Here is a 24,485-nt window from a genome sequence, read left to right as displayed (position 1 = left end):
AGCCGCCCTACGCGGGGCAAGCCCGCTCGCCACAGAAGGGGTTTGTGCACTTTTATGACGCGAGGCGCACCAGTTGGAGGCGATTACGCGCAGTTTCATCGCCTTTGTTTTGCGTGTGATGCCTTGAGTGCGGGCTTTGTCTTCGCTTGGCACAGACCCTGCAAGCTTCCCATCAACCCACCTCGGTCAACGACGATCGACAACCAGGGCAATAGCGGTGAATCCGGCGCAGTCGCCTGGTCCGAACCCGCACAAGAACAGGCAAAGACGCCTGGAACCGCAAGGTTTCAGGCGTTTTTTTTTGCTTTTAAAACCGTGATGAGCGTTGTCAGGTGCTTACTATGAACCCTCTCAAAACCTTGATCGTCGTCGGCAATGGCATGGTCGGCCACCACTGTGTGGCGCAACTGATCGAACGCGGCGCGTTGGCTCACTACCGTTTGCACGTGTTCAGCGAGGAGCCGATGCGCGCCTATGACCGGGTGCATCTGTCCGAGTATTTCACCGGGCGCGATGCCGAGTCGCTGGCGCTGTCCGACGCTGCGCTGTACCAGACGCCGGGGGTGACCCTGCACCTGGGCGTGCCGGTGCTGGAGATCGACCGCGCCCGCTGTGAAGTGATCACCGCCGACGGCTGTGTCGCCTACGACAAGCTGGTACTGGCCACCGGTTCCTATCCGTTCGTGCCGCCGATCGAAGGCGCCGAGGGCGACTCACGCCTGGTGTATCGCACCCTTGAAGACCTGGATGCGATCCGCAAGGCCGCCGCCAATGCCCGACGCGGCGTGGTGGTGGGCGGTGGCCTGCTAGGCCTGGAAGCCGCCAATGCGCTGAAAAGCCTGGGCCTTGAAGCCCATGTGGTGGAGTTCGCGCCGCGCCTGATGCCGGTGCAACTGGATGACTTCGGCGGCCTGGCGCTCAAGGCGCAGATCGAGCGGCTGGGCGTGGGCGTGCATTTGTCCCGTGCGACCCAGTCGATCAGCGCCGGCGAGCAGTACCGCTACCGCATGAACTTTGCCAATGACGAATTCCTCGAAACCGACCTGATCGTGTTCTCCGCCGGCATCCGCGCCCAGGACGCACTGGCCCGCAAGGCCGGCCTGGACATCGGCCCGCGTGGCGGTGTGGTGATCAACGATGAATGCCTGAGCTGCGACCCGAATATCTACGCGATTGGCGAGTGCGCTTGCTGGAACGGCAGCCTGTTCGGCCTGGTCGCGCCGGGCTACCAGATGGCGCGAGGCGTCGCCGCGCTGCTCTGCGCGCAAACCGCCGAGCCGTTTGTGGGCGCCGACATGTCGACCAAGCTCAAGCTGCTCGGCGTGGACGTGGGTTCCATCGGCGACGCCCATGCCCACACGCCCGGGGCGCGCAGCTACCAATTCATCGACGAGGCCAGTGCCAGCTATCGGCGCCTGGTGGTGGATGCTTCGGGCAAGCAGGTGATCGGTGCCGTATTGGTCGGCGATAACAGCTACTACGACACCTTGCTGCAGTACATGCAGAACGGCATCGCGTTGCCGTCCGAACCGGCCAGCCTGATCCTGCCGTCTTCCAGCGGCGCACCCACCCTCGGTCCCGGCGCGCTGCCGGAATCGGCTACCGTGTGCTCTTGCCATAACGTGACCAAAGGCGCGATCTGCTCTGCCATCGACGGCGGTTGCAGCGAGCTCGGCCTGCTCAAGTCGCAGACCAAGGCCTGCACCGGTTGCGGCGGCTGCGCCGGGTTGCTCAAGCAGGTGTTCGAGCATGAGCTGATCGCCCGTGGCGTGAGTGTCGATAAGAGCCTGTGCGAACACTTTGCCCATACCCGCCAGGAGCTGTACGCGCTGGTGCGCGTGGAAGGCATCGTCACCTTCGACGAACTGCTGGCCAAACATGGCCGTGGTCACACTGGTTGCGACGTGTGCAAGCCGGCGGTGGGCTCGATCCTGGCGTCGTGCTGGAACCAGCCGATCATGGACCCGTCCCTAGTGCCGTTGCAGGACACCAACGATACGTTCATGGCCAACATGCAGAAGAACGGCACCTATTCGGTGGTGCCGCGTATTCCGGGTGGCGAGATCACTGCGGACAAACTCATTGTGATCGGTGAAGTGGCGAAGAAATATGACCTCTACACCAAGATCACCGGCGGCCAGCGCATCGACCTGTTTGGCGCACAGCTGCACGAGTTGCCGGATATCTGGGGCGAATTGATCGCGGCCGGTTTCGAGACCGGCCATGCGTACGGCAAGTCCACGCGTACGGTGAAGTCCTGCGTGGGCAGCACCTGGTGCCGCTACGGCGTGCAAGACAGCGTGAAAATGGCGCTGCTGATCGAAGACCGCTACAAGGGCCTGCGTTCGCCGCACAAGCTCAAGTTCGCGGTGTCCGGTTGCACCCGCGAGTGCGCCGAAGCCCAGAGCAAGGACGTGGGCGTGATCGCCACCGAGAAAGGCTGGAACCTCTACATCGCCGGCAACGGCGGCATGCGCCCGCGCCATGCGGAGCTGTTCGCCACCGACCTGGATGACGCCACGCTGATCCGCTACATCGACCGCTTCCTGATGTTCTACATCCGCACCGCCGACAAGTTGCAGCGCACCTCGGTGTGGCGCGAGAGCCTGGAAGGCGGCCTGGATTTTCTCAAGGACGTGATCCTGCACGACAGCCTGGGCCTGGGCGCCGAACTCGAAGCGCAGATGCAACAGGTGGTCGACCGCTACGAATGCGAGTGGGCCAACGCCCTCAAGGACCCGGAAAAACTCAAGCGCTTCCGCACCTTCGTCAACGACAAACGCCCCGACCCGGACATCCACTTCGTCCAGGAACGCGGCCAGCGCCGGCCAATCATGGCCGCCGAACTCAACCTGATTGCCGTCACCGAGGAGATTGCCTGATGAGCCAAGCCACTACCCAACGCAACCTGGCCACCTGGACGCAGGTGTGCCGCGAGCAAGACCTGGTGAGCAACTCCGGCGTGGTGGTGTGGCTGGACGGCGCGCAAGTCGCACTGTTCTACCTGCCGGGCGCGCAGGCGCAGACGCTGTATGCCATCGACAATCACGACCCGCAGTCGGGGGCGAATGTGATCGGTCGCGGTTTGATCGGCAGCATCAAGGGTGAACTGGTGGTGGCAGCGCCGATTTACAAACAGCATTACCGCCTGGCAGACGGGCAGTGCCTGGAGGCGCCGGAGCAGCGCTTGCGGGTATGGCCGGTGCGGTTGAACGGTGGGGTGGTGGAGTTGGCGTTGGATTGATGCCGTGCGCGGGCTTGCTGAGGTGAACGGGCTTGCTGAGGTGAATGGCCTTGCTGAGGTGAATGGGCTTGTTGTGGCGAGCGGGCTTGCCCCGCGTTGGGCTGCGCAGCAGCCCCAATCCCAGCACCTCGGTCTACCTGAAGCAGCGATGTGGCCCTGAGAGAGGGGGGCGCTTCGCGCCCCAACGCGGGGCAAGCCCGCTCGCCACAACAAGCCCGCTCGCCACAGCAAACCTGCAAATGGATGGCTTCAGGAAATACCCTTCGTCGCACGCACGGAATCCTCCTTGATGTCCTCGGCAAACTTGCGCATCAGTCGCACCAGGTTGTCGAAATCGCCTTCCTCCCAGGTGGAGAAGATCGACATACCGATCCTTTCCCGCGCGTCATCGACGCGGTCGGTCATGGCCTTGCCTTTCTCGGTGATCACCGACTCGCGCACTCGGCGGTCGAGTGCGCTTGCCTGTCGCGTAACCAACCCCTGGCTTTCCAGCTTCGCCACCTGCCGGCTCACCGTGGTGTAGTCACGGCCCACGCGGTCGGCGAGTTCGACCACGCCAATCGGCCCCAGGCGCTCGACCAGCACCAGCAACGGAAACAGGGCGCGGTCCAGGGAAATCCCGGCTTCGCGCACCATCGCCTCGTCGCGTTGCGGGCGATTCATCACCCCTACGATCTCGACCAATGAGCCATGCAGGTCACGCAGCTGGGCGGATATATGTGCCTTTTGCACACTTTTAATTGACACGGTGTTGGCCTCTCTTAATATGTGCGTATTGCACATATAGGTGATCCATATGAAAGCGCAATTGGCTGTCGATGTACTGATTTGCGGTGCCGGTGCCGCCGGCCTGACCCTGGCGATCGACCTGGCGAGAAGGGGCATCAGCTTCCGCCTGATCGAAAAAAACCACCAGCCATTCCAGGGCTCACGTGGCAAGGGTATCCAGCCCAGGTCCCAGGAAGTCTTCGAGGACCTGGGGATTCTCGACCGTTTGATGGCGGTGGGTGGAGTCTATCCGACTGACCGGCGCTACCGCGACGATGGCAGCTACAGCGATGCCGAATTCACTGCATCCAAGGCGCCGACACCGGCCGAGCCCTACCGGCAACCCTTGATGGTGCCGCAGTTTCTGACGGAACAGGTGATGCGCGAGCGCCTGCTTGAACTGGGCCACTGGCCTGAGTTCGGTTGTGAACTGGTCGGCTTCGAACAGGATGCCGATGGCGTCACCGCCAGGCTGGCCGGCCAGGGCGGCGAAGAAAGCCTGCGTGCCCGCTGGCTGGTGGGGGCCGATGGTGGTCGCAGCTTTGTCCGGCATGCGCTGGCTATCGGCTTCCCCGGCAAGACCCTGGGCGTGCGCGCCCTGGTGGCGGATGGGGTGCTTACCGGCCTGACGCGTGAGGCCTGGCATCGCTTTGGCGAAGGGGATATGCAACGCCAGATTGCGATCTGCCCGCTGGCCGGCACCGACCTGTTCCAGCTTCAGGGGCCGATCCCGGCCGATGGCGACATCGACTTCAGCGCCGAAGGGCTCACCGCACTGATCGCCCAACGCACTGGTCGCGCCGATGTCCAGGTGCACAGCGTGAGCTGGTCATCGGCCTACACCATGAATGCACGCCTGGCCGATCACTACCGCCTGCGCCGGGTGCTGCTGGTGGGTGACGCCGCGCATATCCACCCGCCCACCGGTGGCCAGGGCCTCAACACCAGTGTGCAGGACGCCTACAACCTCGGCTGGAAGCTGGCAGCGGTGGTGCAGGGCGCCCCTGAGGCTTTACTCGATACCTATGAAGAAGAGCGCCGGCCGGTGGCTGCCTCCGTGCTCGGTTTGTCCACCAGACTGCTGGGAGAAATGCAGCATGGCGAACTGCGCCGGGGCAGGGAAGTGCATCAACTGGACATCGGCTACCCCGAGTCCTCACTGGCGTTGAAGAGCCCCGTGCGTAAAGGCGTTGCAGCGGGCGACCGGGCGCCGGACGCGCCGGTCCGAGGTGCCGCCGGGCAGGCGCTGCGGCTGTTCCATCTGTTCCAGGGCACGCACTGGACACTGCTGGGGTATGGCGTCACGCGTGATTCAGTGCCCGCTTGGCCGGGCGTGCAGGTCCATATCGTTGGGCCTGAGGGAGATGTGATTGACGAGCAAGGTGAGTTTCAACGTGCCTACCAACTGGCGATTGGCGAGTGGGTGCTGGTGCGGCCTGATGGGTATATCGGCGCGATTGTAACGTCCGGGCAACGAGAGGAACTGGAGGCCTATCTGTTGGTTTACGCCGGGATAAGCCCGGCGGCCTGATAACTCTGGATCAGTTCGTCATATAAACTGATATCGAGGCGCGTGCGGGCCGTTTTATGACTGGACGCATGCGCTGCCACATGCCGAAAGCGAGCATGGAGACCTGCGCAAGGCGATTCGCTTGCCGGTCTGATGCGTCATGCTCACAACCTATCCAGGATTTCAGTGGTCTCTACAACCTTGGCATAGTCCATCGCCAGATTGCTCAGCGACAGCGCATGCACATCCTCGGCCGGCCACAGGCGCCCGGACAAATCGGTCTGGTCGAAGGTGTAGCAGGCGTCGGCAACCACCGTCACCTCAAAACCCAGGTTGCCGCCCGAACGTGCCGTGGACTCGACCGAGTTGTTGGTGATCACGCCGACGATCACCAGTTGCCGGACCCCACGCACATGCAGCCAGCGCTCCAGCCCCGTGGCCGTGAAAGCATCCGGGACGTTCTTTTCCACCACGTGCTCATGCGCCAGCGGTTGCAGGGTCGGCTGGAACTCGCAACCCGGTTGGCCCGGCCAGAACACCGAGTCGGGCGAGCGGGATATGTGGCGGATGTGCACCACCGTGCGGTTGGACTGCCGCCACGCCTGCAGCAGGCGCTGTATCTGCGCTTCGGCGCCGGGGTTGTTGCGTCGTCCCAGCTTCGGCTGGTTCATGCCTTGCTGCATGTCGATGATCAGCAGTGCGGCATTGCTGGTTAACGGTGGCATAGCGCTTACCTTTGCTCGTGAGGCTCGCAACATATCAGCCAACCTGGGCGCCCAGACAGAGATTTGTTCGAAGCCGGATAGCCCCGTCGCCATCCGGCGAATATAAACGGTCATGAGGCGTGGTTTTACTGGAAGGCCATTGCTCGAAAAAGGAATACCGGCATGATCCGCAAGGCATTACCCGACGACGCAAGGGCCATTGCCCAGGTGCATATCAGCAGTTGGCAGGACGCCTACCGTGACCTGATGCCGGCCGAGTATTTGAGCGGGTTGCAAGCCACCCTGGCGCAGCGTGAATCCTTTTGGATGCGCTCGATTGAAGCGGACGAGCCCAAGGTTTGGGTCGCGGAAGTGGACGGACAGGTGGTCGGTTGGATATCGGTCGGTGCCAGCCGTGACGAGGAGGCTGCGGGTAAAAACACTGGTGAGGTCATGGCCATCTATGTGTTGGCCGGGTACTGGCAAACGGGCGTGGGGCTGGCGTTGTGGAAAGCGGGCTTGCAGAACTTGATGGTGCAGGGGTACCAGGATTTGACGCTTTGGGTCTTGAGCCGGAATGACCGAGCTATCCGGTTTTATCGCAGGGCGGGCTGTGTCGAGGACACAGGCAGCGAGCGTACGCTCCAGAGGGGCGGTGTCACACTGGAAGAAGTGCGGTATCGGTTGGCTTTTTAGCGCGGGTGTCGGAGAAACTGTCAGTGAAATTTCCAATTGTTGCCTGAAACCGCGATCCTGCTGGTCTCCGGGTATGCCGAGCGTGAGGGGCTGGACCCGGATCTTCCGCGGCTTACCAAGCCGTTTCGCCAAAGCGAACTTGCAACAAGCTTTGCCGCGCTTCACGGAGGGTTGAGCGCCTTTACATAGGCGCGAAACATATCAGCCATTCCCTCGGCATACACAGCAATTTTTTCCGTCGTGCGCGGGCTGCACGAGAACTCCTTGCCCACTGAGCTGAGCGTGGTAAGCATCAGGTCGCAGGCCAATGTGCGTGTGTTCTCGGCCACCTCGGGCAGCAGCTCCAGCATGAACGCTTCGAAAGTCTCCCGGCCCGCCGCCCGGACTTCCAGCGCTTCCGGTGCATCGCGATAGAGCGGCGCCGCATCGCTCAATGCCCCGCGCATCTGCGCTTCCTCGCATTCCGACTGGATAAAGGCATGCACCAACGTGCGCAGGCGATCCAGCGGCGCTTCATCGTGTTTCTCCAGGATGTTGCGCAGCATCCGGGTGGTCTGTTGCCACTCATCACTTTGCAAACGGAACAGAATCGCCGCTTTGTTGGGGAAGTATTGGTACACCGACCCTACGCTCACGCCGGCCTTTTCAGCGACCCGAGCGGTGGTGAAACGGGTGGCGCCTTCCTTGGCCAAAACCTGAACAGCCGCTTCGAGAATCGCCGCCACCAGCTCGGTGGAACGCGCCTGTTGTGGCTGTTTGCGCGTGGAAATACACGGGGGCTGGCGGCGGGTCATACGGGGCTCCGTAAGCAGGGCGAATGCGAATAGCGAAGGATGGGAATCACTCGCATACTTTTAATGCGACGAATGAGTCGCATCTTAGCCCCAACCCTACGGAAATCCATTATGTCTAGCCTGACCACTGCGCCTTTGGCGCCCCTGATCGAACGTCTTTATACCCAGGCCAGCGCCGCTACCAGCCCCTTGGTGAACTCGCTATCCAAGGAGGAACGCGATCGGCTGATGCGCAGCAAGACCGAATACGTGGCGCTGTATTCGCTGCTCAAGGACCTGTGGCTGCCGGTCTCGCGGGACACCGGCAAGCTGCTCTACCTGTTGGCGCGCAGCAGCAAGGCGCGGGCGATTGTGGAGTTTGGCACGTCGTTCGGCCTGTCCACCTTGCACCTGGCCGCTGCGCTGCGTGACAACGGCGGCGGTGTGCTGATCGGCAGCGAATTCGAAGCCTCGAAGATTGCCCTGGCGCGTGAGCACTTCATCGAAGGCGGGGTGAGTGACTTGATCCATATCCGCGAAGGCGACGCACTGGTCACCCTGGCCAGCGACCTGCCGGACAGCGTGGACTTGCTGCTGCTGGACGGCGCCAAGACGCTGTATGGCGATGTGTTGGGCCTGGTGGAAAAGCACCTGCGCCCCGGCGCGCTGGTGGTGGCGGACAACACCGATTACTGCCCTGAATACCTGGCCCACGTACGCGCACCGGAGAACGGCTACGTGTCTGTACCGTTTGCCGATGACATCGAACTGTCCATACGGCTCAGCGCCTGCTGAATGCCAACCGCGCTGCAAACACTATGAAGATCATTCCAGTGGTGCGGTCCATCCACTGGATGACCTTTTCCCGGCGCAGGAAACCGGACAGCGGCTGCGTGGCACCCATCAACACCAGTGACCACGCCAGGCCGAGCAGCACATGGATGCCCACCAGGCCGAACGTCCACAGGATCAACGGCTGGCCCTGGGGGATGAACTGCGGCAGGAACGACACATAGAAAATCCCCACCTTGGGGTTGAGCACATTGCCCAGCATGCCCTTGATAAACCAGTTGCCGGCCGGCTTGCCCTGCACCTCGGCGCCGGCCAGTGAGCGGCGCGGACGCAACAGCATGTTCAACCCCAGCCAGGCCAGGTACGCCGCGCCGCAGTACTTGAGCAGGTTGAAGGCGACTTCCGACACAGCGATCAGTGCGCCCAGACCGAAGGCAACCGCTGCGCCCCACAGCAGGCAGCCGGCGTTGATGCCCAGCGTAGCTTGCAGTGCCTGGCGCTTGCCTTCCACCGCCGCGGTCCTGAGCACCAGGGCTGTATCGAGGCCGGGTGTGAGCGTCAGCAGGGTGGCGGCGAAGGTGAAGGCGAGGAGGTTATCCGTGATGGACATGGGCGGGCTTCGTGATTGGGTGGAGGTGAACCCAAGCATACTATGTTGTAGTGAAGGAAATTGTTGTGGCGAGCGGGCTTGTTGTGGCGAGCGGGCTTGCCCCGCGTTGGGCTGCGTAGCAGCCCCAAAACCAGACACTGAGGAATACCTGACACATCGCAGCTCTCATTGATGGGGCTGCTATGCAGCCCAACGCGGGGCAAGCCCGCTCGCCACAGGTCACCGGTTAGCTACAGGACACCGGCTAGCCACAACAAACCGGCTAGCCAGGCGTTCAGCGAAGGCTCAGCGGTTGAACCGCTCCACCAACGCATACTGGGTGGACGCAGTGTTCGTCAGTTCCTTGCTTAGGTCCGTGGATTGACGGGCCTGGGTCGACGTCTGGTCGGCCAGTTCGGCGATGGTGGTGATGTTGCGGCTGATCTCTTCGGCTACCGCGCTCTGTTCCTCGGTGGCGGCAGCGATCTGGGTAGTCATGTCGGTGATATGCGACACCGCCTCGCTGATACCCACCAGGGCCTGGTCGGCTTCGAGTACCCAGGCCACGCCTTCCTGGGCCTGGCGTTGACCGTTCTCCATGCTTTGCACGGCGTTGTTGGACGACGCCTGCAATTGGGTAATCAGCCCGTGGATCTGGGTGGTGGACTGGGACGTGCGCTGTGCCAGTTGGCGCACTTCATCGGCGACCACGGCAAAGCCACGGCCTTGCTCACCGGCCCGCGCTGCTTCGATGGCGGCGTTGAGGGCCAGCAGATTGGTCTGGTCGGCAATGGCCTTGATCACGTCCACCACGCTGCCGATTTCGTCGCTGTCCCGCGCCAGTTGCGCTACGGTCGCGCCGGTTTCGCTGACCACGCTGGACAAACGTTCGATGGCCTCACGGGTGTCCCGTGCCACTTCACGGCCGCGCCCGGTCAGCACATTGGCTTGCTGGGTGGCATCCGCCGTGCGCTGGACGTGGCTGGCGACTTCCTGGGTAGTGGCGGCCATTTGGTTGACGGCGGCCGAGACCTGTTCGGTTTCGACGCGCTGGCGGTCCAGGCCCTTGGAGCTGGCGGTGGCCAACTGATCGGATTGCCCGGCCAGGGCGCTCAATTGTTCGGCACTGTCCTGCAGGCGCGTGAGGCAGGTTTTCAGGCGCGCGGCCTGGCTTTGGAACGCAGTTTCCAGGCGTGCCTGTGGCCCGCTGGCGTCGCTGTACATCTGGGCGATCAAGGCGTCCGAAGTCGAAGGTTCTACGCCCTGCAGCAGGCGCAGTGTGCTGCCTTGGCGCCAGCGTGAGCAGAGCACGCCCACCGGCACCGCGACGGCGACGGCCACGGCAATTGCGAGCGGCGCGTCGAGGAACAGACCGGCGAGGCTGCCGGCCACTGCGGTGGCCACGTAAGGCACGCAACCGAGTGCGGCCGGCAGCCAGGCGTCCTGGCGCGGGACGGCCGGTTTGCCTTGGCTGATCCGTTGATACAGGGCCTGGGCCCGGCGGATTTCATCGGCCGTGGGCTTGACCCGCACCGACTCGAAACCGACGACCTGGCTGCCATCGAAGATCGGCGTGACGTAGGCGTTGACCCAATAGTGATCGCCGTTTTTCGAGCGGTTCTTGACGATGCCCATCCACGGCAGGCCTTGCTTGAGTGCACCCCACATGTGCGCAAACACGGCGGGTGGCACATCCGGATGGCGCACGATGTTCTGCGGCGCGCCGATCAGGTCGGCGCGTTCAAAGCCGCTGATGTCGACAAAGGCGTCGTTGCAGTAAGTGATGACCCCTCGGACATCCGTAGCGGAGATGAGTTTTTGCGAAGGCGCGAGGGAAATCTCACGCTGTGTTACGGGCTGGTTATTGCGCATTCCGACTACTCCCTGGTTGCCCTCAGTCCATCGGCGCCAAACGCAAAAAGGTTAATCCACATTGGCCAATTCGCCAGCCATTGCTCAAAAGCCTGAAACTTCGCGGTGAAACCCCTCATAATGGCGGCCATTTTTGTTTAGCCGTTATTCTGGTGTGCCCCCCATGGAAATCAAGGTCAACTTTCTCGACAACCTCCGGCTTGAAGCCAAGTTCGATGACTTCACGGTGATTGCCGACCAGCCCATTCGCTACAAAGGCGATGGCTCGGCACCGGGGCCGTTCGATTACTTCCTGGCGTCGTCAGCGCTGTGCGCGGCGTACTTCGTGAAGTTGTATTGCCAGACGCGCAATATCCCCACCGACAATATTCGCCTGTCGCAGAACAACATCGTCGACCCGGAAAACCGCTACAACCAGATCTTCAAGATCCAGGTCGAGTTGCCGGCGGATATCTCCGAGAAGGACCGCCAGGGCATTTTGCGTTCCATCGACCGCTGCACCGTCAAGAAAGTGGTACAGGCCGGGCCTGAGTTTGTCATCGAAGAAGTCGAGAACCTCGACGCCGATGCCCAGGCGTTGCTGATGCCGAATTCGACTTCCGAGGGCGGCACCTACATCGCCGGCAAAGACCTGCCGCTGGAACAGACCATCGCCAACATGTCCGGCATCCTCGCAGGCCTTGGCATGAAGATCGAGATCGCGTCGTGGCGCAATATCGTGCCTAACGTCTGGTCGTTGCACATCCGCGATGCGCATTCGCCGATGTGCTTCACCAACGGCAAGGGTGCGACGAAGGAGGGCGCCCTGGCGTCGGCCTTGGGCGAGTTCATCGAGCGGCTCAACTGCAATTTCTTCTACAACGATCAGTTCTGGGGCGAGGAACTGGCCAACGCACCGTTCGTGCATTACCCGGATGAGCGCTGGTTCCAGCCTGGCCCCAACGACGAGCTGCCGAGCGAGATCCTCGATGCCTACTGCCTGAAAATCTACAACCGCGACGGCGAACTGCGCGGTTCGCACCTGTTCGATACCAACTCCGGCAATGAACAACGCGGCATCGTTTCGCTGCCGTTCGTGCGCCAGTCGGATGGCGAAGTGGTGTACTTCCCGTCCAACCTGATCGAGAACCTCTACCTCAGCAACGGCATGAGCGCCGGCAACACCCTGGCCGAAGCCCAGGTGCAGTGCCTGTCGGAGATCTTCGAGCGTGCCGTGAAGCGTGAAATCATCGAAGGCGAGTTCGCCTTGCCGGACGTACCGGCGCAGGTGCTGGCCAAGTACCCCGGCATCCTCGCCGGCATCCAGGGTCTCGAAGCCCAGGGCTTCCCGGTGTTGGTCAAGGACGCCTCCCTGGGCGGCGAATTCCCGGTGATGTGCGTGACCCTGATGAACCCGCGCACCGGCGGCGTGTTTGCGTCCTTCGGCGCCCACCCAAGCCTGGAAGTGGCCCTGGAGCGCAGCCTTACCGAACTGCTGCAAGGCCGCAGCTTCGAAGGCCTGAACGACTTGCCGGCGCCGACCTTCGAAGGCCAGGCGGTGACCGAACCCAACAACTTTGTCGAGCACTTCATCGACTCCAGCGGCGTGGTGTCGTGGCGCTTCTTCAGTGCCCAGTCGGATTACGAATTCGTCGAGTGGGACTTCACCGGCGAAGGCGCAGACTCGAATGCCCAGGAAGCCGCGACCCTGTTCGGCATTCTCGAAGGCATGGGCAAAGAGTCCTACATGGCCGTGTACGAACACCTCGGCGCCACCGCCTGCCGCATCCTGGTGCCGGACTACTCGGAAATCTACCCGGTGGATGACCTGATCTGGGACAACACCAACAAGGCGCTGTTTTTCCGCGAGGACATCCTCAACCTGCACCGCCTCGACGAGGAAGAATTGCAGGCGTTGGTCGAGCGCCTGATCGAAAGCGAGCTGGACGACTACACGGATATCACCACCCTGATCGGCATCGAATTCGACGACAACACCGCCTGGGGCCAACTGACCATCCTGGAACTGAAACTGCTGATCTTCCTGGCCTTGCAACAATATGAAGAGGCCAAGGAGTGCGTGGAGATGTTCCTGCAATACAACGACAACACCGTCGAGCGCGGCCTGTTCTACCAGGCGATGAATGCGGTGCTGGAGATGGAACTGGACGACGACCTGGAACTGGCCGACTACGAAGCCAACTTCCGCCGCATGTTTGGCGATGAGCGGATGGATGCGGTGATTGGCTCGGTGAAGGGCGATGTGCGCTTTTATGGCCTGACGCCGACCAGCATGAAGCTGGAAGGGTTGGACCGGCATCTGCGCTTGATCGACAGCTACAAGAAGCTGCATGCGGCGCGGGCCAACATCACCTCCGCCTGACGCCTATCTGGCTTGCTGTGCTGAGCAGGTGTGCTGTGGTGAGCAGGCTTGTTGTGGCGAGCGGGCCTGTTGTGGTGAGCGGGCTTGCCCCGCGTTGGGCTGCGAAGCAGCCCTAAAACCAGACGCCGCATTCTGCCTGAAAGAATGCGGCGTTTTTATTGGGGCGGCTTCGCCACCCAACGCGGGGCAAGCCCGCTCGCCACAACTAGCCCGCCCATCACATAGACCGAGCCAACCTATTCAGATATGTGCCAGTGCTTGAGCCAAATCGGCACGCAGATCCTCCACATCCTCAACCCCCACCGACAACCGCACCAACCCATCGCCAATCCCCAGCTGCGCCCGCGTCGCCGCCGGGATGCTGGCGTGGGTCATGATCGCCGGGTGTTCGATCAGGCTTTCCACACCACCCAGGCTTTCGGCCAGGGCGAAGATCCTGACGTTTTCCAGGAAGCGCCTGGCGCCGGCCAGGTCGCTGTTCAGGTCGATTGAAATCATCCCGCCAAACCCCCGCATCTGTTTGCGCGCCAGTTCATGCTGCGGGTGGGACGCGAGGCCCGGGTAGTAAACCCGCGCCACTTGCGGCTGTTGGTCCAGCCAGGTGGCCAGGTCGAGGGCGTTGCTGCAATGGCGCTCCATGCGCAGGGCCAGGGTTTTCACGCCACGCAGGGTGAGGAAGGCGTCGAAGGGCCCGGCGATGGCGCCGACCGAGTTCTGCAAAAAGCCCAGGCGTTCGGCCAGTTCGGGGTTGTCGCCGACGATGGCAATGCCGCCGATCACATCGGAATGGCCGTTGAGGTATTTGGTGGTGGAGTGCACCACCACATCAAAGCCCAGCTCCAGCGGGCGCTGGATCCACGGGCTGGCGAAGGTGTTGTCGGCCACGCAGATGATCCCGCGAGCGCGGCAGATGCGTGCGATGGCGCTGAGGTCGGTGAGGCTCAGCAGCGGGTTGCTCGGGGTTTCGACCCAGACCATGCGCGTGTCGTCCTGCAGACTCGCTTCAAAGGCCGACAGGTCACTCAGGTCGACAAAGCTGAAGCGGTGCCCGGCGCTGCGTTGGCGCACCTTGTCGAACAGGCGGAAGGTGCCGCCGTACAAATCATTGCCGGACACGACATGGGCGCCGGCGTCCAACAACTCCAACACCGTCGAAATCGCCGCCAGCCCGGAGGCAAAGGCAAACGCCTGGCTGCCGCCTTCCAGGTCGGCCACGCAGCGTTCCAGGGCAAACCGCGTAGGGTTGTGGGAGCGACCATAGTCAAAGCCCTTGTGCACGCCGGGGCTGTCTTGCAGGTAGGTGGAGTTGGCATAGATCGGCGGCATCAGCGCGCCGGTGGTTGGGTCGGGAGATTGCCCGGCATGGATCACGCGGGTGGCAAACGCACTTTTATCGGACTGACTCATGCAAGGGATCTCCGTAGATGGTTGAGCAGGTCGACGCGGGTGATCAGGCCATGGAAGCCCGACGCGTCGGCAATGATGGCGACCAGGCCGCGATCCAGCTCCGCTTGCAATTGCGCGAGGCTGGCGCTGGGGGCCAGGGTTTGCAGGGACGTGGTCATGGCGCTGGCGACGTTCAGGGTGAAGTGGCTGGCGTCCTGGTGCAGGCCGAGCAGGATATCGGATTCGTCGATCACACCGACTAGTTGCTGGCCGTCCACCAGTACCGGGAGTTGCGAGACATCCGCCAGGCGCATGCGCTGGAACGCGGTGAGCAGGGTGTCGTCGGGGCTCACGCTGATCACGCGGCCGTCCTCGAAGCGCCGCGCAATCAGGTCGCGCAGGTCGTCGTAGTGTTTGTACTGCAACAGGCCGGCGTCGGTCATCCATTGGTCGTTGTAGACCTTCGACAGGTAGCGCGTGCCGGTGTCGCAGACAAAGGTGACCACACGCTTGGGCGTGGTCTGTTCGCGGCAATAACGCAGGGCGGCGGCGAGCAGGGTGCCGGTGGAGGAACCGCCGAGAATGCCCTCGGCCTTGAGCAACTGCCGGGCGTGATCGAAGCTTTCCTCATCGCTGATGGAATAGGCGTGGCGCACGCTGGTCAGGTCGGCAATCGACGGGATGAAGTCTTCGCCGATGCCTTCTACCGCCCAGGAGCCTGGCGTTTCCAGCTTGCCGCTGCGGCTGTACTCGGCCATCACCGAACCCACCGGGTCGGCAAGCACCATTTGCAGTGCCGGTTGCACGCGCTTGAAGAAGCGCGTCAGGCCGGTGAGGGTGCCGGCCGAGCCGACGCCCACCACGATCGCATCCACATCGTGCTGGGTTTGTGCCCAGATCTCCGGCGCGGTGCTGGTTTCGTGGGCCAGGGGGTTGGCGGGGTTGTTGAACTGGTCGGCGAAGAACGAATCCGGAATATCCCTGGCCAGGCGTGCGGCCACGTCCTGGTAATACTCGGGGTGGCCCTTGCCCACATCGGAGCGGGTGATATGCACCTCCGCGCCCATGGCCTTGAGGTGCAGTACTTTTTCCGTGGACATCTTGTCGGGCACCACCAGTACCACCCGATAGCCCTTGGCCCGGCCGACCAGCGCCAGGCCCAGGCCGGTGTTGCCGGCGGTGGCTTCGATGATGGTGCCACCGGGGCGCAGGCGGCCATCGCGTTCGGCGGCGTCGATCATGGCCAGGCCGATGCGGTCCTTGATGGAGCCACCGGGGTTCTGGGATTCGAGTTTGAGAAACAGCGTGCAAGGGCCGGTATCGAACCGGCTGACCCGAACCAGCGGCGTGTTGCCGATCAGTTCGAGCACGGCGGGGCGGGGCAGCGTGGGCATGTCGTCACCTGAATACGGATGGGTTGGACAGCAAAAGGCAAAGCCTGGGTTCGACGATAGGCCGGGATCGGTCCGGTCGCAACCGGACGGTCCGCTCGTTGTCTGTTTTTGGCGCATTAGCCGAGCAGGTTCTGCACCTGCTGCAAACGGGCGACAACTGCCACGCTGGCTGCCTGCATCGGTGCGCGCAACTCGCTGCCGATCAAGCCTTGCAGGGCCATGGCGGCTTTCACCGGTGCCGGGTTGGGCTCCATGAACAGCGTGTTGATCAGCGGCACCAACTGCATGAACGTTGCCCGCGCGTCGGCCAACTGGTTGTCGCGGACTTGCTGGCACAGCGCGACGAACTGTTCCGTATTGACGTGCGCCGAGGCTGCAATCGCGCCCGTCGCGCCCAGGCACAGCGCGTTGAAGATCTGCAGGTCTTCGCCACACAGCACATCCACTTCACCGCTGGCCAGCAGCGCGAGGGTATTGTCCAGGTTGCCGCCACAGTCCTTGATCGCCACGATGCGTTCGTGGGCGACGATGTTGAGCAAGGTGGCCTGCTCGAACGTGGCGCCGGTGCGGTAGGGAATGTCGTACAGAATGATCGGCACGCTGGAGGCATCGGCCACGGTGCGGAAGAACGCTTCCAGGCCGGCCTGGGACGGGCGGATGTAACTCGGCGCCGGCACCAAAAGCCCAGCCACCGGGCGTTGCAGGATTTCACGCTGAAAGTGCAGCAGCTCAATCTGGTTATAGCCCGCCAGGCCCATCACCACGCGGTGCGCCGGCACCCATTGCAACACCGCATCGAGCACCGCCAATTGTTCCTGCCGACTCAGCGACGCCGCTTCGCCGGTGGTGGTGCACACCATGATCCCGGCCACGTGTTTTTCCAGCAGGTGGTTGACCAGGCGGTGCAGGCCAATGAAATCAATGGCGCCGTCATGGAACGGCGTGACCACGGGAACCCAGATACCTTGAAACGATGACATGCACTTTCTCCTGATGATTGACCGCTTGAGTCACCGTCAGAAGGGCAGGGGCAATTGTGCAAGGGAGAGTAGACCGTCGCGCTCAATGTCCTGTCAGCTCATCTGACGGGACAGCGCGCCCCGGTCACATGAGCGACTGTTTCTTCGATTTGAGGGCGTGCGCAACGCAACCTTGCGCCTTGGCAATCAAGCCAATGACGGAACGGTTAACGGAAGGCATTGCGGACATAAGCTGACACACCCTGAACAAGGCCTCCATCTTCATGGAATATTGCAGAGTGTGTCAACGGGGCTTATTCGAATTTATCGATACGCGAGTCAGAGTAGAAAAACTCGTTCTTGTCGGTGCTCGATTCAAAGAAGTAGGCGTAGTCGGTCAGGAAGTACAGGTGGTTGACGCGCTTGTACTTGTCGTCGTCGGTTCGGCAGGACAACGCCTTGGCGCTGCCCGCCAGTTTCGCGTTGAGTGCGCTGGCCGGCAGTTCACGCTCGACCTGGCAACGGTTGGTCTGCGTGTTGGTGCTGCTGCCGATCAGGCTGTTGAGGCTGGAGCGTACGGTGGTGTAGGTGACGGTCTCGCCCACGGGCAGGGCCTTCCAGTTACCGGTGAAGCTCAGTTGGGTCAGGGTCGAGCTTTCCGCCATGCCCGAACCGCCGTAGGTGGCTTTGGACACCAGGTGGAACAGGTTGCGCCAGCTCACGGCCTGGCTCTCATAACCGTCGCCACGGGTGGCCAGGGCCAACTGGCCGCTTGGTGCGTCCTGGCTGATGAACTGCGTGCTTTGGTTATCGCTGGTCTTGCCACGGTAGTTGCTGGTGCCCACGAACTGGACGTATTTGAACGAGCGGGTGGGCTTGTCCAGGTTCAACTGGGTGATGGCCGCCAGCACCGCCGGTTGCACCGAGGTCAGGGCAATGGTGGCCGGCGCTTTCATGCGCGGTTTGAACGCGGGCAGTGCGGCGATCTTTTCCGGGCTGACGCAGACTTTGTTGAACAGCAATTCGTAGTCGGCATTGCTGCCAGCGATGTTCTGCGGCGTAGGGAAACTGTCGACCCGGCCGTCGCTGACGCGGTTGTCGGCATCCATGTCGTAGCCGGCCAACTGCTTGTAGGTGCCGCCTTTGCACGACACCGCAAAGTGCTCGCGTTTTTGCGCGTACGGGGCGTTGTAGGGCAGGTCGTTGAGCACCGTCGGGTTGTCGAAGGCGGCCCAGAAGCGCGTTTCGCCGTTGGCGTTCTTGATACTGTTGGCGTCGATCAGCACCTGGTTGTCGCGCTCGTTGGTCTGTACCAGGCGCCAGTCGGGCTTCGGTGTTTCCGCGCAGGCACGGACGAAGGTCTGGTTGGCGGCCAGGGTTGCACGCAACTGCGGCGACAAGCTGCGGGGCGAACTGTAGCGGCCGGCACTGGCGGGGTAGACCCGTTGCGAACCGTCCAGGTACAGCAGGTGCAGTTGCGGCGAGGAACAGGCGGCCTCGACTTGCAACGTGCGGCGCAGGGCGCCCGGATCGCCAGGCATCAACAGCTCGAAGCTGAGCACGTCGCCTTCGCGCACGATGCTGTTTTCCACCAGGGGCTGGGCGAGGGCGCCGGCGAGCATGGTTTCGACCTGGGTTTTCTGGGTGGCACAACCGGCCAGGGTGGCGATGCCACCGATCAGCAAAAGCGGAGTGATAAAACGCACGAGAGCCTCGTTGAGTCCATTCGGGGATGTCAGGGTGACGGCGGGTGACGCGGAAACTTTAACGGGATGTTGCAGGCGCCAAGCCTAACCAGCCGGGTGGTTGCTGTACAGCCGTGATGTGGCCGCCGCTGGATATGTGCGCGTCGCAATCGTTCCTGTGTGGTTGCCGCCAACCGGTAGTCTGTGCAGACATTCCGGGAGAAACGCAATGATCCGACGTGCGTGTTTGGCCGCTCTGCTGACTCTGTCCGCCTCGACCGCCTTTGGCGCCTCGACCTACGATCACCTGTATGCCTTCGGTGACAGCTATTCCGACAACGGCGCGGGCGAAGCGCTCACCACACAGCTCGCCGCACAGCACATCAAGGACGCCCAGGCGTTGCCTGGGCCGCTGTACTGGAAGGGGCGCTGGAGCAACGGCCCGACCGCCGTCGAGGGCCTGGCCCAGGCTCTGCACACACCGCTGACCGACTACGCGGTGGGCGGCGCCAAAAGTGGCCACGGCAATTACTACGCCTGGATGATGCCTTCCCAGGATACCGGCGTATTGGGGCAGGTCGCCGAGCACTTGCAGGCTGCCAAGTCCCACAAGGCCGACCCCAAGGCGCTGTACTTCATCTTCACCTCGGCCAATGACTTTTTCGAGTGGGCCGACTTCTCCCACTCGCAAACCCTTGAGGCACTGAGCGAATCGAGCCTGGCGAATATCCGCAAAGCCACTGAGCAACTGGTGGCAGCGGGTGCCCGGCATGTGATGGTGGTGGGCACCACAGACCTCAGCCATGTGCCTGCGGTGGTGCAGGGCAACCAGGTCGACAATGCGAAAAAATACCAGCAGTTGCTCGCGCAGAAACTCCCGGCCGTGCTGGCGCAGATCGGTACGGCGAAGGTCAGCTACTTCGACCACCTGGCTTTCAGCGACGCACTGCGCGCCAACCCGACAGCCCATGGTTTCACCGACCTCGATACGCCGTGCCAGGCCACTTATCCGGAGGCTGAACCGGTGTGTGCCAACCCCGACGCGCATTATTACTGGGACGAATGGCACCCCACCCGCAAGGTCCATGCCCTGGCGGCCAACGCCATGCTGGATGCCCTGCCTTAGCCCGCCGCTATCGCCGCCTCAATCGTCGCGATGTCGATCTTTCTCATGGTCATCATCGCGTCAAAGGCGCGCTTTGCCGTCGCCGGGTCGGAGTGGGTCACCGCATCGGTCAGCACGCGTGGGGTGATCTGCCACGACAGCCCCCACTTGTCCTTGCACCAGCCGCAGGCGCTTTCCTGGCCGCCGTTGCCGACGATGGCGTTCCAGTAACGGTCGGTTTCGGCCTGGTCATCGGTGGCCACCTGGAACGAAAAGGCCTCGGTATGCGGGAAGATCGGCCCGCCGTTGAGGCCGATGCAGGGGATGCCCAAGACGGTGAAGTCCACGGTCAATACATCGCCCTGTTTGCCGGACGGATAATCGCCGGGCGCCAGGTGCACGGCATTCACCCGGCTGTCCGGAAAGGTCAGGGCATAGAAGGTCGCGGCCTCAAGGGCGGTGCCGTTGTACCAGAGGCAGAGCGTGTTTTTGTGGGTCATGATCGGTCTCCACGTGAGAAAGGCGCTGTGGAGTTTAGCCGCCCAGTTGCTGCGCGATGGCCGCTTTGTCGATCACCGACCAGACGTGGGCGAATGTGCCGTCGACCACCTCATAGAACACATTTTCGTCGAACGTCACCTGGCGTCCATTGATCGGCAACCCGAAGAACTCGCCCCTGGGCGTGACCTTGAAGTTCAGGCGACTGGCCACGGTCGGCGGGTCGGCCACCAGCAGCTGGATGCGGAACACCAGGTCCGGTATCTCGCGAAAATCCCGCTCCAGCATGGCGCGGTAGCCGGCGAGGCCGACGACTTCGCCGTTGTAGGTCACGTCCGGATGCACGAAGTCACCCAAGTGCTCCCAATCCTGACGGTTCAGGCAGTCGATATAGCCTTGGTAAAAGGCAGCGAGTTCGTCGCGAGTCATGGTTCAGGCCCTGCGCGCCATCAACAACACCGACGCCGCCGCCGACAACAACCCGGCGCAGCAGCGATTGAAGATCCGCTTGCCCCGAGGCTCGGCAAACCAGCGCCGCATATGCAGGCCCATATAGGCGTACGCACTGATGGCGATCCACTCCAGTCCCAGGAACAGCGCGCCCAGCAGCGCGAACTGCGGCGTGATCGGCTCGCCGGGCACCACGAATTGCGGCAGGAAGGCGGTGAAGATCAGGATCGCCTTCGGATTGCCCGCCGCCACTAAAAATTCCTGCCGTGCCAATGCCCACAAACCGACCTTGGCCGTACCCGCCTGCGCCTCGGCCTCGGGATTCGCGCGCCACAACTGCAACGCCAGGTAAAAAAGATACGCCGCTCCCAGAATCTTGATCCCGTAGAACAACAGCTCCGACGTCTGCAGCACCACCGCCAAGCCTGCAGAGGCGAGGGCGATCATGCCGGCGAAGGCCAGCAGGCGACCGATACCGGCAAGGCATGAGGTGCCATAGCCATAGCGAGTGGCATTGCTCACGGACAGCAGGTTGTTCGGGCCCGGCGCCATGTTCAGGGCGAAGCAGGCGGGGAGGAAAAGGGCGAGGGTGGCGAGGTCCATGGCGGCTCCGGGGTCGCGGGGGCGGGTAGGGGTGAGGATAAGGGGAGCGGGGCGGTTGGACAATGCGCGCGTTGGTTCTAAGACGACACCAACGCGCGCGGCTCAGCTTAGCTCTGGCTTGCAGTTGCTTCTTCGGGGGTTGAAACCTCGGAGCGCAGCCGTTGACCGATGATGTCCATCAGGTCGCAGCCGTCACGCAAAGGGATTGCCAGCAATTGTGCAAAGTCAGAAAGCACTACGGAATCGGTTTCCGACTCGCTGCGAAAGGCAATGTTTTCCAGTACTTGAGTCACGGTGCGGATGCGGTAATCCGCCATCGCTTGCAGCACATCCAGCGGCGCTTCCGAGTCAATGAGCAAAGAGGCCGGAACCAGATCGATTCCAGTCAGAGGGATGTATCGTTCCGTCTTGAAAACTCCGATAAGTGCAGTAGTTGACCGCCACTCAGTCGTCGCCAAACGATAGGGTGACAGCTGTACGCAGGTTGGCGAACCGGTATCGGAAAACCCGGCAGACCCGAAGGTCTCCCGCGCACAGCCGCCATTGAGACAACTTTGCAGGTGTGCAACAGCATCTACAAAAGAGCGCAGTGCTTTTGCATCCGATAGTCAGGTCGCCAAACCTGATCGCCATGTGGGCGACGGGGCGGACTATAAGCGGCATTGGCTTTTGGGGGCAACTGGAAGGTTGTAAGAGTATGGTGGCGCACAAAGCCGCACATAGGGTCATATTGTCCAGGACTGCTTAGTCTAGAGCCGTATTTCCAGATCAAGCACAAGCTCAAGCAGCACGGCATTGTCCCGTTCTCCTCCAACTATGCGCTGTACGGCGACATGAGCGAGCGCGTGATGAGCCTGATCGAGGCGATGGTGCCGGCGGTTGAGGTGTACAGATTGACGAGGTGTTCGCCGACCTGACTGGTATCGGTGAGTTGGATGCCTTAGGCCGGCAGATTCGTGCCCAGGTGCTACGCAATACGGACGTGGCGGAAGTGTGGGGTGTCGGTCGAAAGATGAAACTCCATCTTGATGCCATGGGTATCAAGTCGGCTATGGACCTGGCTAAGGCCGATCCGTGGACGCTCCGTAAGAAGTTCAGCATTGTGATCGAGAAGACTGCCAGGGAGTTGGGCGGCACGCCTTGCCTGGAACTGGATGAGCCGGATCCTCCAAAGCAGGAGATCTGCTGCAGCCGCATGTTCGGCATGAGGCTGACAGAGCTGCCGCCAATAAGAGAGGCGGTGGCCACCTACATGATGCGTGCCTCTGAGAAGCTCCGCGCTCAGAAATCGCTGTGTAAGAAGGTACGCGTGTGCATCCGAACTGGCATGTTCAATCCGGAGGAGGCGAAGTATGCCAATGGGGTGGTGGTGGATATGCCATATCCCACTGATGACGTGCGGCTGCTTACTCAAGCGGCGCTGGGTGCGCTTGATCGGATATTTCGACTAGGTTTAAGTACAGCAAGGTTGAGGTGATGTTGCTGAACCTCTGCCAGCCTGGAGAGTACACCGATGATTTGTTTGCTCTATCACAGCCGGCGGAGGCGACTGGGGTGATGACGGTCATGGACCAGATCAATTAGCGATGGGGTAGGGGAGCGTTGCGCTCGGCTTGTGTGCCGGCAGATTCTGATTGGGGCATGCGCCGCGATTTGATGAGCCAAAGTTATACGACGAAGCTCGATCAGCTTTGGTCCGTCGCCTGTAGGTAGCGACAGGTTTCGGCCAGAAGCCGTCCTTCGCGCGCCATCGTTTTGGACTCAAATTAACTTTCTGAGGTAAACATGAGCTATCACGTCACACACAGGTACGGCGCCATGAGCTCCAACCCTGGCATACACACGTTCCCTGAGCTTCTTGCCGAACTGAAAACTGGCCCGGAAGATGAGGAACACGGTGATGTTTCGGTGACTGACGAGGCTGACTGGTGCATTTCGGTGAACCTGTCACGAACTGTCACTTTTGAAAACCTAGAGTCCGGAGAGCCTCGCCACATGAAGGGCGTTCCAGAGACAAAGATCTTGGAATTGTGGCGTCTATTGGCCATTGGAGACGTTGCAGCAATCGAGCAGGAGCCGTGGTTGCCTGGTTACCTCTAGGTTGCCGCCGAAGGGCAGCAGTCGGCCGATTCTGTTGAAAAAGTAGCTCCCCCGTCTGGCCTGCGGCAAAATTCTAGCATCGGCCAGCAGGGAAGCACGCAGCATGATGGGACAGTTATCGAGTGGGCAGGAGCGACTGTTTTACTCGTTCAACCTTGAAGATCACATCCCCGCCAATCACCTTCTGCGCAGCATTGATCAGTGTCTCGATCTGAGCGACCTGCGCCATCACCTCGCCGATTTTTACAGCCCAATTGGGCGTCCTTCGATTGACCCAGAGTTGATGATCCGCATGCTGATCGTGGGCTATTGCTACGGTATTCGCTCCGAGCGGCGGCTGTGCGAAGAGGCTCATTTGAACCTGGCGTATCGCTGGTTCTGCCGGTTAAGTCTTGAAGATGAAGTCCCCAATCACTCGACCTTTTCCAAAAATAGACACGGCCGTTTTCGGGACAGCGATCTGTTTCGCTGGCTGTTCAATGAAGTGCTGCGTCGTTGCATGGACGCCGGCCTGGTCAAAGGCGAAGGCTTTGCCGTGGACGCCAGCATCATCAAGGCGGATGCGAGTCGGCAGCGCGACGTACCGGGTGATGAACAGGTCAACTGGAGCGATCCGGCCCTGAGCACCCGTGCCGTACGTGAGTACCTTGAAGCCCTCGATGAAGAGGTTCTGGCCGAAACGCTACCGAAGCGCCTATCGCTGACTGATCCTCAAGCCCGCTGGACCGCAGCTCCAGGTGGCCCAGCGTTCTACGCTTACTCCACGAATTATCTGATCGATACCGAGCACGGCGTGATCATGGATGTGGAACCCACACCTGCTCATCGCACGGCCGAAGTCGAGAGCACCAAGACGATGATCGACCGGGTCGAAGCGCAGTTCGACATCAAGCCGGAACGCCTCATTGGCGACACCGCTTACGGTACCGCGTCGATGCTGGCCTGGATGTTGGAGGAAAAGGACATCGAGCCACATGTGCCGGTGTGGGACAAAA

General features: G+C 61.8%; 22 protein-coding genes and 2 pseudogenes. 10 read left to right on the top strand and 14 right to left on the bottom strand.

Annotated elements, in window-relative coordinates:
* Positions 1–341 precede the first annotated feature (341 nt).
* A complete protein-coding gene (gene nirB, locus AC3WP7_RS23945; protein ID WP_102593180.1) occupies positions 342–2,882 on the top strand; it encodes a nitrite reductase large subunit NirB in 2,541 nt (846 codons plus the stop codon).
* Positions 2,882–3,244 (top strand): nitrite reductase small subunit NirD, encoded by a 363-nt coding sequence (nirD, locus tag AC3WP7_RS23940; protein ID WP_093121166.1) that lies wholly within the window; start codon positions 2,882–2,884, stop codon positions 3,242–3,244. The genes nirB and nirD overlap by 1 nt, the downstream gene beginning before the upstream one ends.
* A gap of 249 nt (positions 3,245–3,493) precedes the next feature.
* On the opposite strand, the gene AC3WP7_RS23935 is transcribed toward nirD, so the two are convergent.
* The gene (locus AC3WP7_RS23935) at positions 3,494–3,991 is read right to left on the bottom strand and encodes a MarR family winged helix-turn-helix transcriptional regulator (RefSeq protein ID WP_231999501.1); all 498 of its coding nucleotides are present in this window, start codon (positions 3,989–3,991) and stop codon (positions 3,494–3,496) included.
* A gap of 49 nt (positions 3,992–4,040) precedes the next feature.
* Between AC3WP7_RS23935 and AC3WP7_RS23930 the strand changes: the two genes are divergently transcribed.
* Positions 4,041–5,543: an FAD-dependent oxidoreductase gene (locus AC3WP7_RS23930; protein WP_093513347.1), complete on the top strand. Its 1,503-nt coding sequence runs from the start codon at positions 4,041–4,043 to the stop codon at positions 5,541–5,543.
* Positions 5,544–5,686: 143 nt separating this feature from the next.
* On the opposite strand, the gene AC3WP7_RS23925 is transcribed toward AC3WP7_RS23930, so the two are convergent.
* Positions 5,687–6,247 carry a cysteine hydrolase family protein gene (locus tag AC3WP7_RS23925; RefSeq protein ID WP_093121163.1) on the bottom strand — a complete coding sequence of 187 codons (561 nt, stop codon included), beginning with the start codon at positions 6,245–6,247 and terminating at the stop codon, positions 5,687–5,689.
* A gap of 162 nt (positions 6,248–6,409) precedes the next feature.
* Between AC3WP7_RS23925 and AC3WP7_RS23920 the strand changes: the two genes are divergently transcribed.
* Positions 6,410–6,922 (top strand): GNAT family N-acetyltransferase, encoded by a 513-nt coding sequence (locus AC3WP7_RS23920; protein ID WP_102593181.1) that lies wholly within the window; start codon positions 6,410–6,412, stop codon positions 6,920–6,922.
* A gap of 161 nt (positions 6,923–7,083) precedes the next feature.
* On the opposite strand, the gene AC3WP7_RS23915 is transcribed toward AC3WP7_RS23920, so the two are convergent.
* A complete protein-coding gene (locus AC3WP7_RS23915; protein ID WP_093513344.1) occupies positions 7,084–7,716 on the bottom strand; it encodes a TetR/AcrR family transcriptional regulator in 633 nt (210 codons plus the stop codon).
* 111 nt (positions 7,717–7,827) lie between these two features.
* Between AC3WP7_RS23915 and AC3WP7_RS23910 the strand changes: the two genes are divergently transcribed.
* On the top strand, positions 7,828–8,490 hold the full coding sequence (locus AC3WP7_RS23910) for an O-methyltransferase (RefSeq protein WP_102593182.1): 663 nt from the start codon (positions 7,828–7,830) through the stop codon (positions 8,488–8,490).
* Here the strand turns inward: AC3WP7_RS23910 and AC3WP7_RS23905 are convergent.
* The 3 genes and pseudogenes from AC3WP7_RS23905 to AC3WP7_RS23895 form a co-directional block, all read right to left on the bottom strand.
* Entirely contained in the window at positions 8,477–9,097 is a 621-nt protein-coding gene (locus AC3WP7_RS23905) for a LysE family translocator (protein ID WP_102593183.1), read from the bottom strand. The two genes, AC3WP7_RS23910 and AC3WP7_RS23905, sit on opposite strands and share 14 nt — an antisense overlap.
* A gap of 285 nt (positions 9,098–9,382) precedes the next feature.
* Entirely contained in the window at positions 9,383–10,417 is a 1,035-nt protein-coding gene (locus AC3WP7_RS23900) for a methyl-accepting chemotaxis protein (RefSeq protein ID WP_439653465.1), read from the bottom strand.
* Between the two features lie 258 nt (positions 10,418–10,675).
* Positions 10,676–10,948 (bottom strand): annotated as a pseudogene (locus tag AC3WP7_RS23895) (PAS domain-containing protein); the annotation flags it as partial.
* A 163-nt stretch (positions 10,949–11,111) separates the two neighbouring features.
* Here AC3WP7_RS23895 and AC3WP7_RS23890 point away from each other — a divergent pair.
* The gene (locus tag AC3WP7_RS23890) at positions 11,112–13,310 is read left to right on the top strand and encodes an OsmC domain/YcaO domain-containing protein (protein ID WP_092243988.1); all 2,199 of its coding nucleotides are present in this window, start codon (positions 11,112–11,114) and stop codon (positions 13,308–13,310) included.
* Between the two features lie 240 nt (positions 13,311–13,550).
* On the opposite strand, the gene AC3WP7_RS23885 is transcribed toward AC3WP7_RS23890, so the two are convergent.
* The 4 genes from AC3WP7_RS23885 to AC3WP7_RS23870 form a co-directional block, all read right to left on the bottom strand.
* Positions 13,551–14,717, bottom strand: a complete 1,167-nt coding sequence (locus tag AC3WP7_RS23885; protein ID WP_093121159.1) for a cystathionine gamma-synthase — start codon at positions 14,715–14,717, stop codon at positions 13,551–13,553.
* Entirely contained in the window at positions 14,714–16,090 is a 1,377-nt protein-coding gene (locus tag AC3WP7_RS23880; protein ID WP_102593184.1) for a pyridoxal-phosphate dependent enzyme, read from the bottom strand. Before AC3WP7_RS23880 ends, AC3WP7_RS23885 begins: the two co-directional genes overlap by 4 nt.
* 116 nt (positions 16,091–16,206) lie before the next feature.
* Complete coding sequence (gene dapA / locus AC3WP7_RS23875) at positions 16,207–17,070, bottom strand: 4-hydroxy-tetrahydrodipicolinate synthase (RefSeq protein ID WP_102593185.1); 864 nt, start codon at positions 17,068–17,070, stop codon at positions 16,207–16,209.
* A 293-nt stretch (positions 17,071–17,363) separates the two neighbouring features.
* On the bottom strand, positions 17,364–18,755 hold the full coding sequence (locus tag AC3WP7_RS23870) for a hypothetical protein (RefSeq protein WP_102593186.1): 1,392 nt from the start codon (positions 18,753–18,755) through the stop codon (positions 17,364–17,366).
* 208 nt (positions 18,756–18,963) lie between these two features.
* Between AC3WP7_RS23870 and AC3WP7_RS23865 the strand changes: the two genes are divergently transcribed.
* Entirely contained in the window at positions 18,964–19,860 is an 897-nt protein-coding gene (locus tag AC3WP7_RS23865; RefSeq protein ID WP_093121156.1) for an SGNH/GDSL hydrolase family protein, read from the top strand.
* Here the strand turns inward: AC3WP7_RS23865 and AC3WP7_RS23860 are convergent.
* The 4 genes from AC3WP7_RS23860 to AC3WP7_RS23845 all read right to left on the bottom strand — a co-directional run bounded on the left by AC3WP7_RS23860 (position 19,857) and on the right by AC3WP7_RS23845 (position 21,749).
* Positions 19,857–20,339: a VOC family protein gene (locus AC3WP7_RS23860; RefSeq protein WP_093121155.1), complete on the bottom strand. Its 483-nt coding sequence runs from the start codon at positions 20,337–20,339 to the stop codon at positions 19,857–19,859. The genes AC3WP7_RS23865 and AC3WP7_RS23860 overlap by 4 nt on opposite strands.
* Positions 20,340–20,373: 34 nt before the next feature.
* A complete protein-coding gene (locus tag AC3WP7_RS23855; protein ID WP_102593187.1) occupies positions 20,374–20,766 on the bottom strand; it encodes an ester cyclase in 393 nt (130 codons plus the stop codon).
* A 3-nt stretch (positions 20,767–20,769) separates the two neighbouring features.
* Positions 20,770–21,390, bottom strand: coding sequence for a LysE family translocator (locus AC3WP7_RS23850; protein WP_102593188.1), 621 nt, complete (start codon positions 21,388–21,390; stop codon positions 20,770–20,772).
* A gap of 107 nt (positions 21,391–21,497) precedes the next feature.
* On the bottom strand, positions 21,498–21,749 hold the full coding sequence (locus tag AC3WP7_RS23845) for a hypothetical protein (RefSeq protein WP_256579991.1): 252 nt from the start codon (positions 21,747–21,749) through the stop codon (positions 21,498–21,500).
* Between the two features lie 393 nt (positions 21,750–22,142).
* On the opposite strand from AC3WP7_RS23845, the pseudogene AC3WP7_RS23840 reads away from it, so the two are divergent.
* The 3 genes and pseudogenes from AC3WP7_RS23840 to AC3WP7_RS23830 form a co-directional block, all read left to right on the top strand.
* Positions 22,143–23,103, top strand: a pseudogene (locus AC3WP7_RS23840) (DinB/UmuC family translesion DNA polymerase); the annotation flags it as partial.
* Positions 23,104–23,208: 105 nt separating this feature from the next.
* Positions 23,209–23,490, top strand: a complete 282-nt coding sequence (locus tag AC3WP7_RS23835; protein WP_139216852.1) for a hypothetical protein — start codon at positions 23,209–23,211, stop codon at positions 23,488–23,490.
* Positions 23,491–23,593: 103 nt separating this feature from the next.
* A partial coding sequence (locus AC3WP7_RS23830) for a transposase (RefSeq protein ID WP_146014483.1) occupies positions 23,594–24,485 on the top strand: 892 nt, incomplete at its 3' end.

It is taken from the genome of Pseudomonas sp. FW305-3-2-15-C-LB1 (assembly GCF_058787615.1).
This window is presented reverse-complemented; position numbering and strand designations above follow the sequence as displayed.

Coding starts and splice junctions, on each gene's coding strand:
- AC3WP7_RS23905 (WP_102593183.1), bottom strand. CDS start 9,097: ATGTCCATCACGGATAACCTCCTCGCCTTCACCTTCGCCGCCACCCTG.
- AC3WP7_RS23920 (WP_102593181.1), top strand. CDS start 6,410: ATGATCCGCAAGGCATTACCCGACGACGCAAGGGCCATTGCCCAGGTG.
- AC3WP7_RS23865 (WP_093121156.1), top strand. CDS start 18,964: ATGATCCGACGTGCGTGTTTGGCCGCTCTGCTGACTCTGTCCGCCTCG.
- AC3WP7_RS23925 (WP_093121163.1), bottom strand. CDS start 6,247: ATGCCACCGTTAACCAGCAATGCCGCACTGCTGATCATCGACATGCAG.
- AC3WP7_RS23855 (WP_102593187.1), bottom strand. CDS start 20,766: ATGACTCGCGACGAACTCGCTGCCTTTTACCAAGGCTATATCGACTGC.
- AC3WP7_RS23860 (WP_093121155.1), bottom strand. CDS start 20,339: ATGACCCACAAAAACACGCTCTGCCTCTGGTACAACGGCACCGCCCTT.
- AC3WP7_RS23890 (WP_092243988.1), top strand. CDS start 11,112: ATGGAAATCAAGGTCAACTTTCTCGACAACCTCCGGCTTGAAGCCAAG.
- AC3WP7_RS23850 (WP_102593188.1), bottom strand. CDS start 21,390: ATGGACCTCGCCACCCTCGCCCTTTTCCTCCCCGCCTGCTTCGCCCTG.
- nirD (WP_093121166.1), top strand. CDS start 2,882: ATGAGCCAAGCCACTACCCAACGCAACCTGGCCACCTGGACGCAGGTG.
- AC3WP7_RS23910 (WP_102593182.1), top strand. CDS start 7,828: ATGTCTAGCCTGACCACTGCGCCTTTGGCGCCCCTGATCGAACGTCTT.
- AC3WP7_RS23885 (WP_093121159.1), bottom strand. CDS start 14,717: ATGAGTCAGTCCGATAAAAGTGCGTTTGCCACCCGCGTGATCCATGCC.
- AC3WP7_RS23930 (WP_093513347.1), top strand. CDS start 4,041: ATGAAAGCGCAATTGGCTGTCGATGTACTGATTTGCGGTGCCGGTGCC.
- dapA (WP_102593185.1), bottom strand. CDS start 17,070: ATGTCATCGTTTCAAGGTATCTGGGTTCCCGTGGTCACGCCGTTCCAT.
- AC3WP7_RS23880 (WP_102593184.1), bottom strand. CDS start 16,090: ATGCCCACGCTGCCCCGCCCCGCCGTGCTCGAACTGATCGGCAACACG.
- AC3WP7_RS23835 (WP_139216852.1), top strand. CDS start 23,209: ATGAGCTCCAACCCTGGCATACACACGTTCCCTGAGCTTCTTGCCGAA.
- AC3WP7_RS23915 (WP_093513344.1), bottom strand. CDS start 7,716: ATGACCCGCCGCCAGCCCCCGTGTATTTCCACGCGCAAACAGCCACAA.
- nirB (WP_102593180.1), top strand. CDS start 342: ATGAACCCTCTCAAAACCTTGATCGTCGTCGGCAATGGCATGGTCGGC.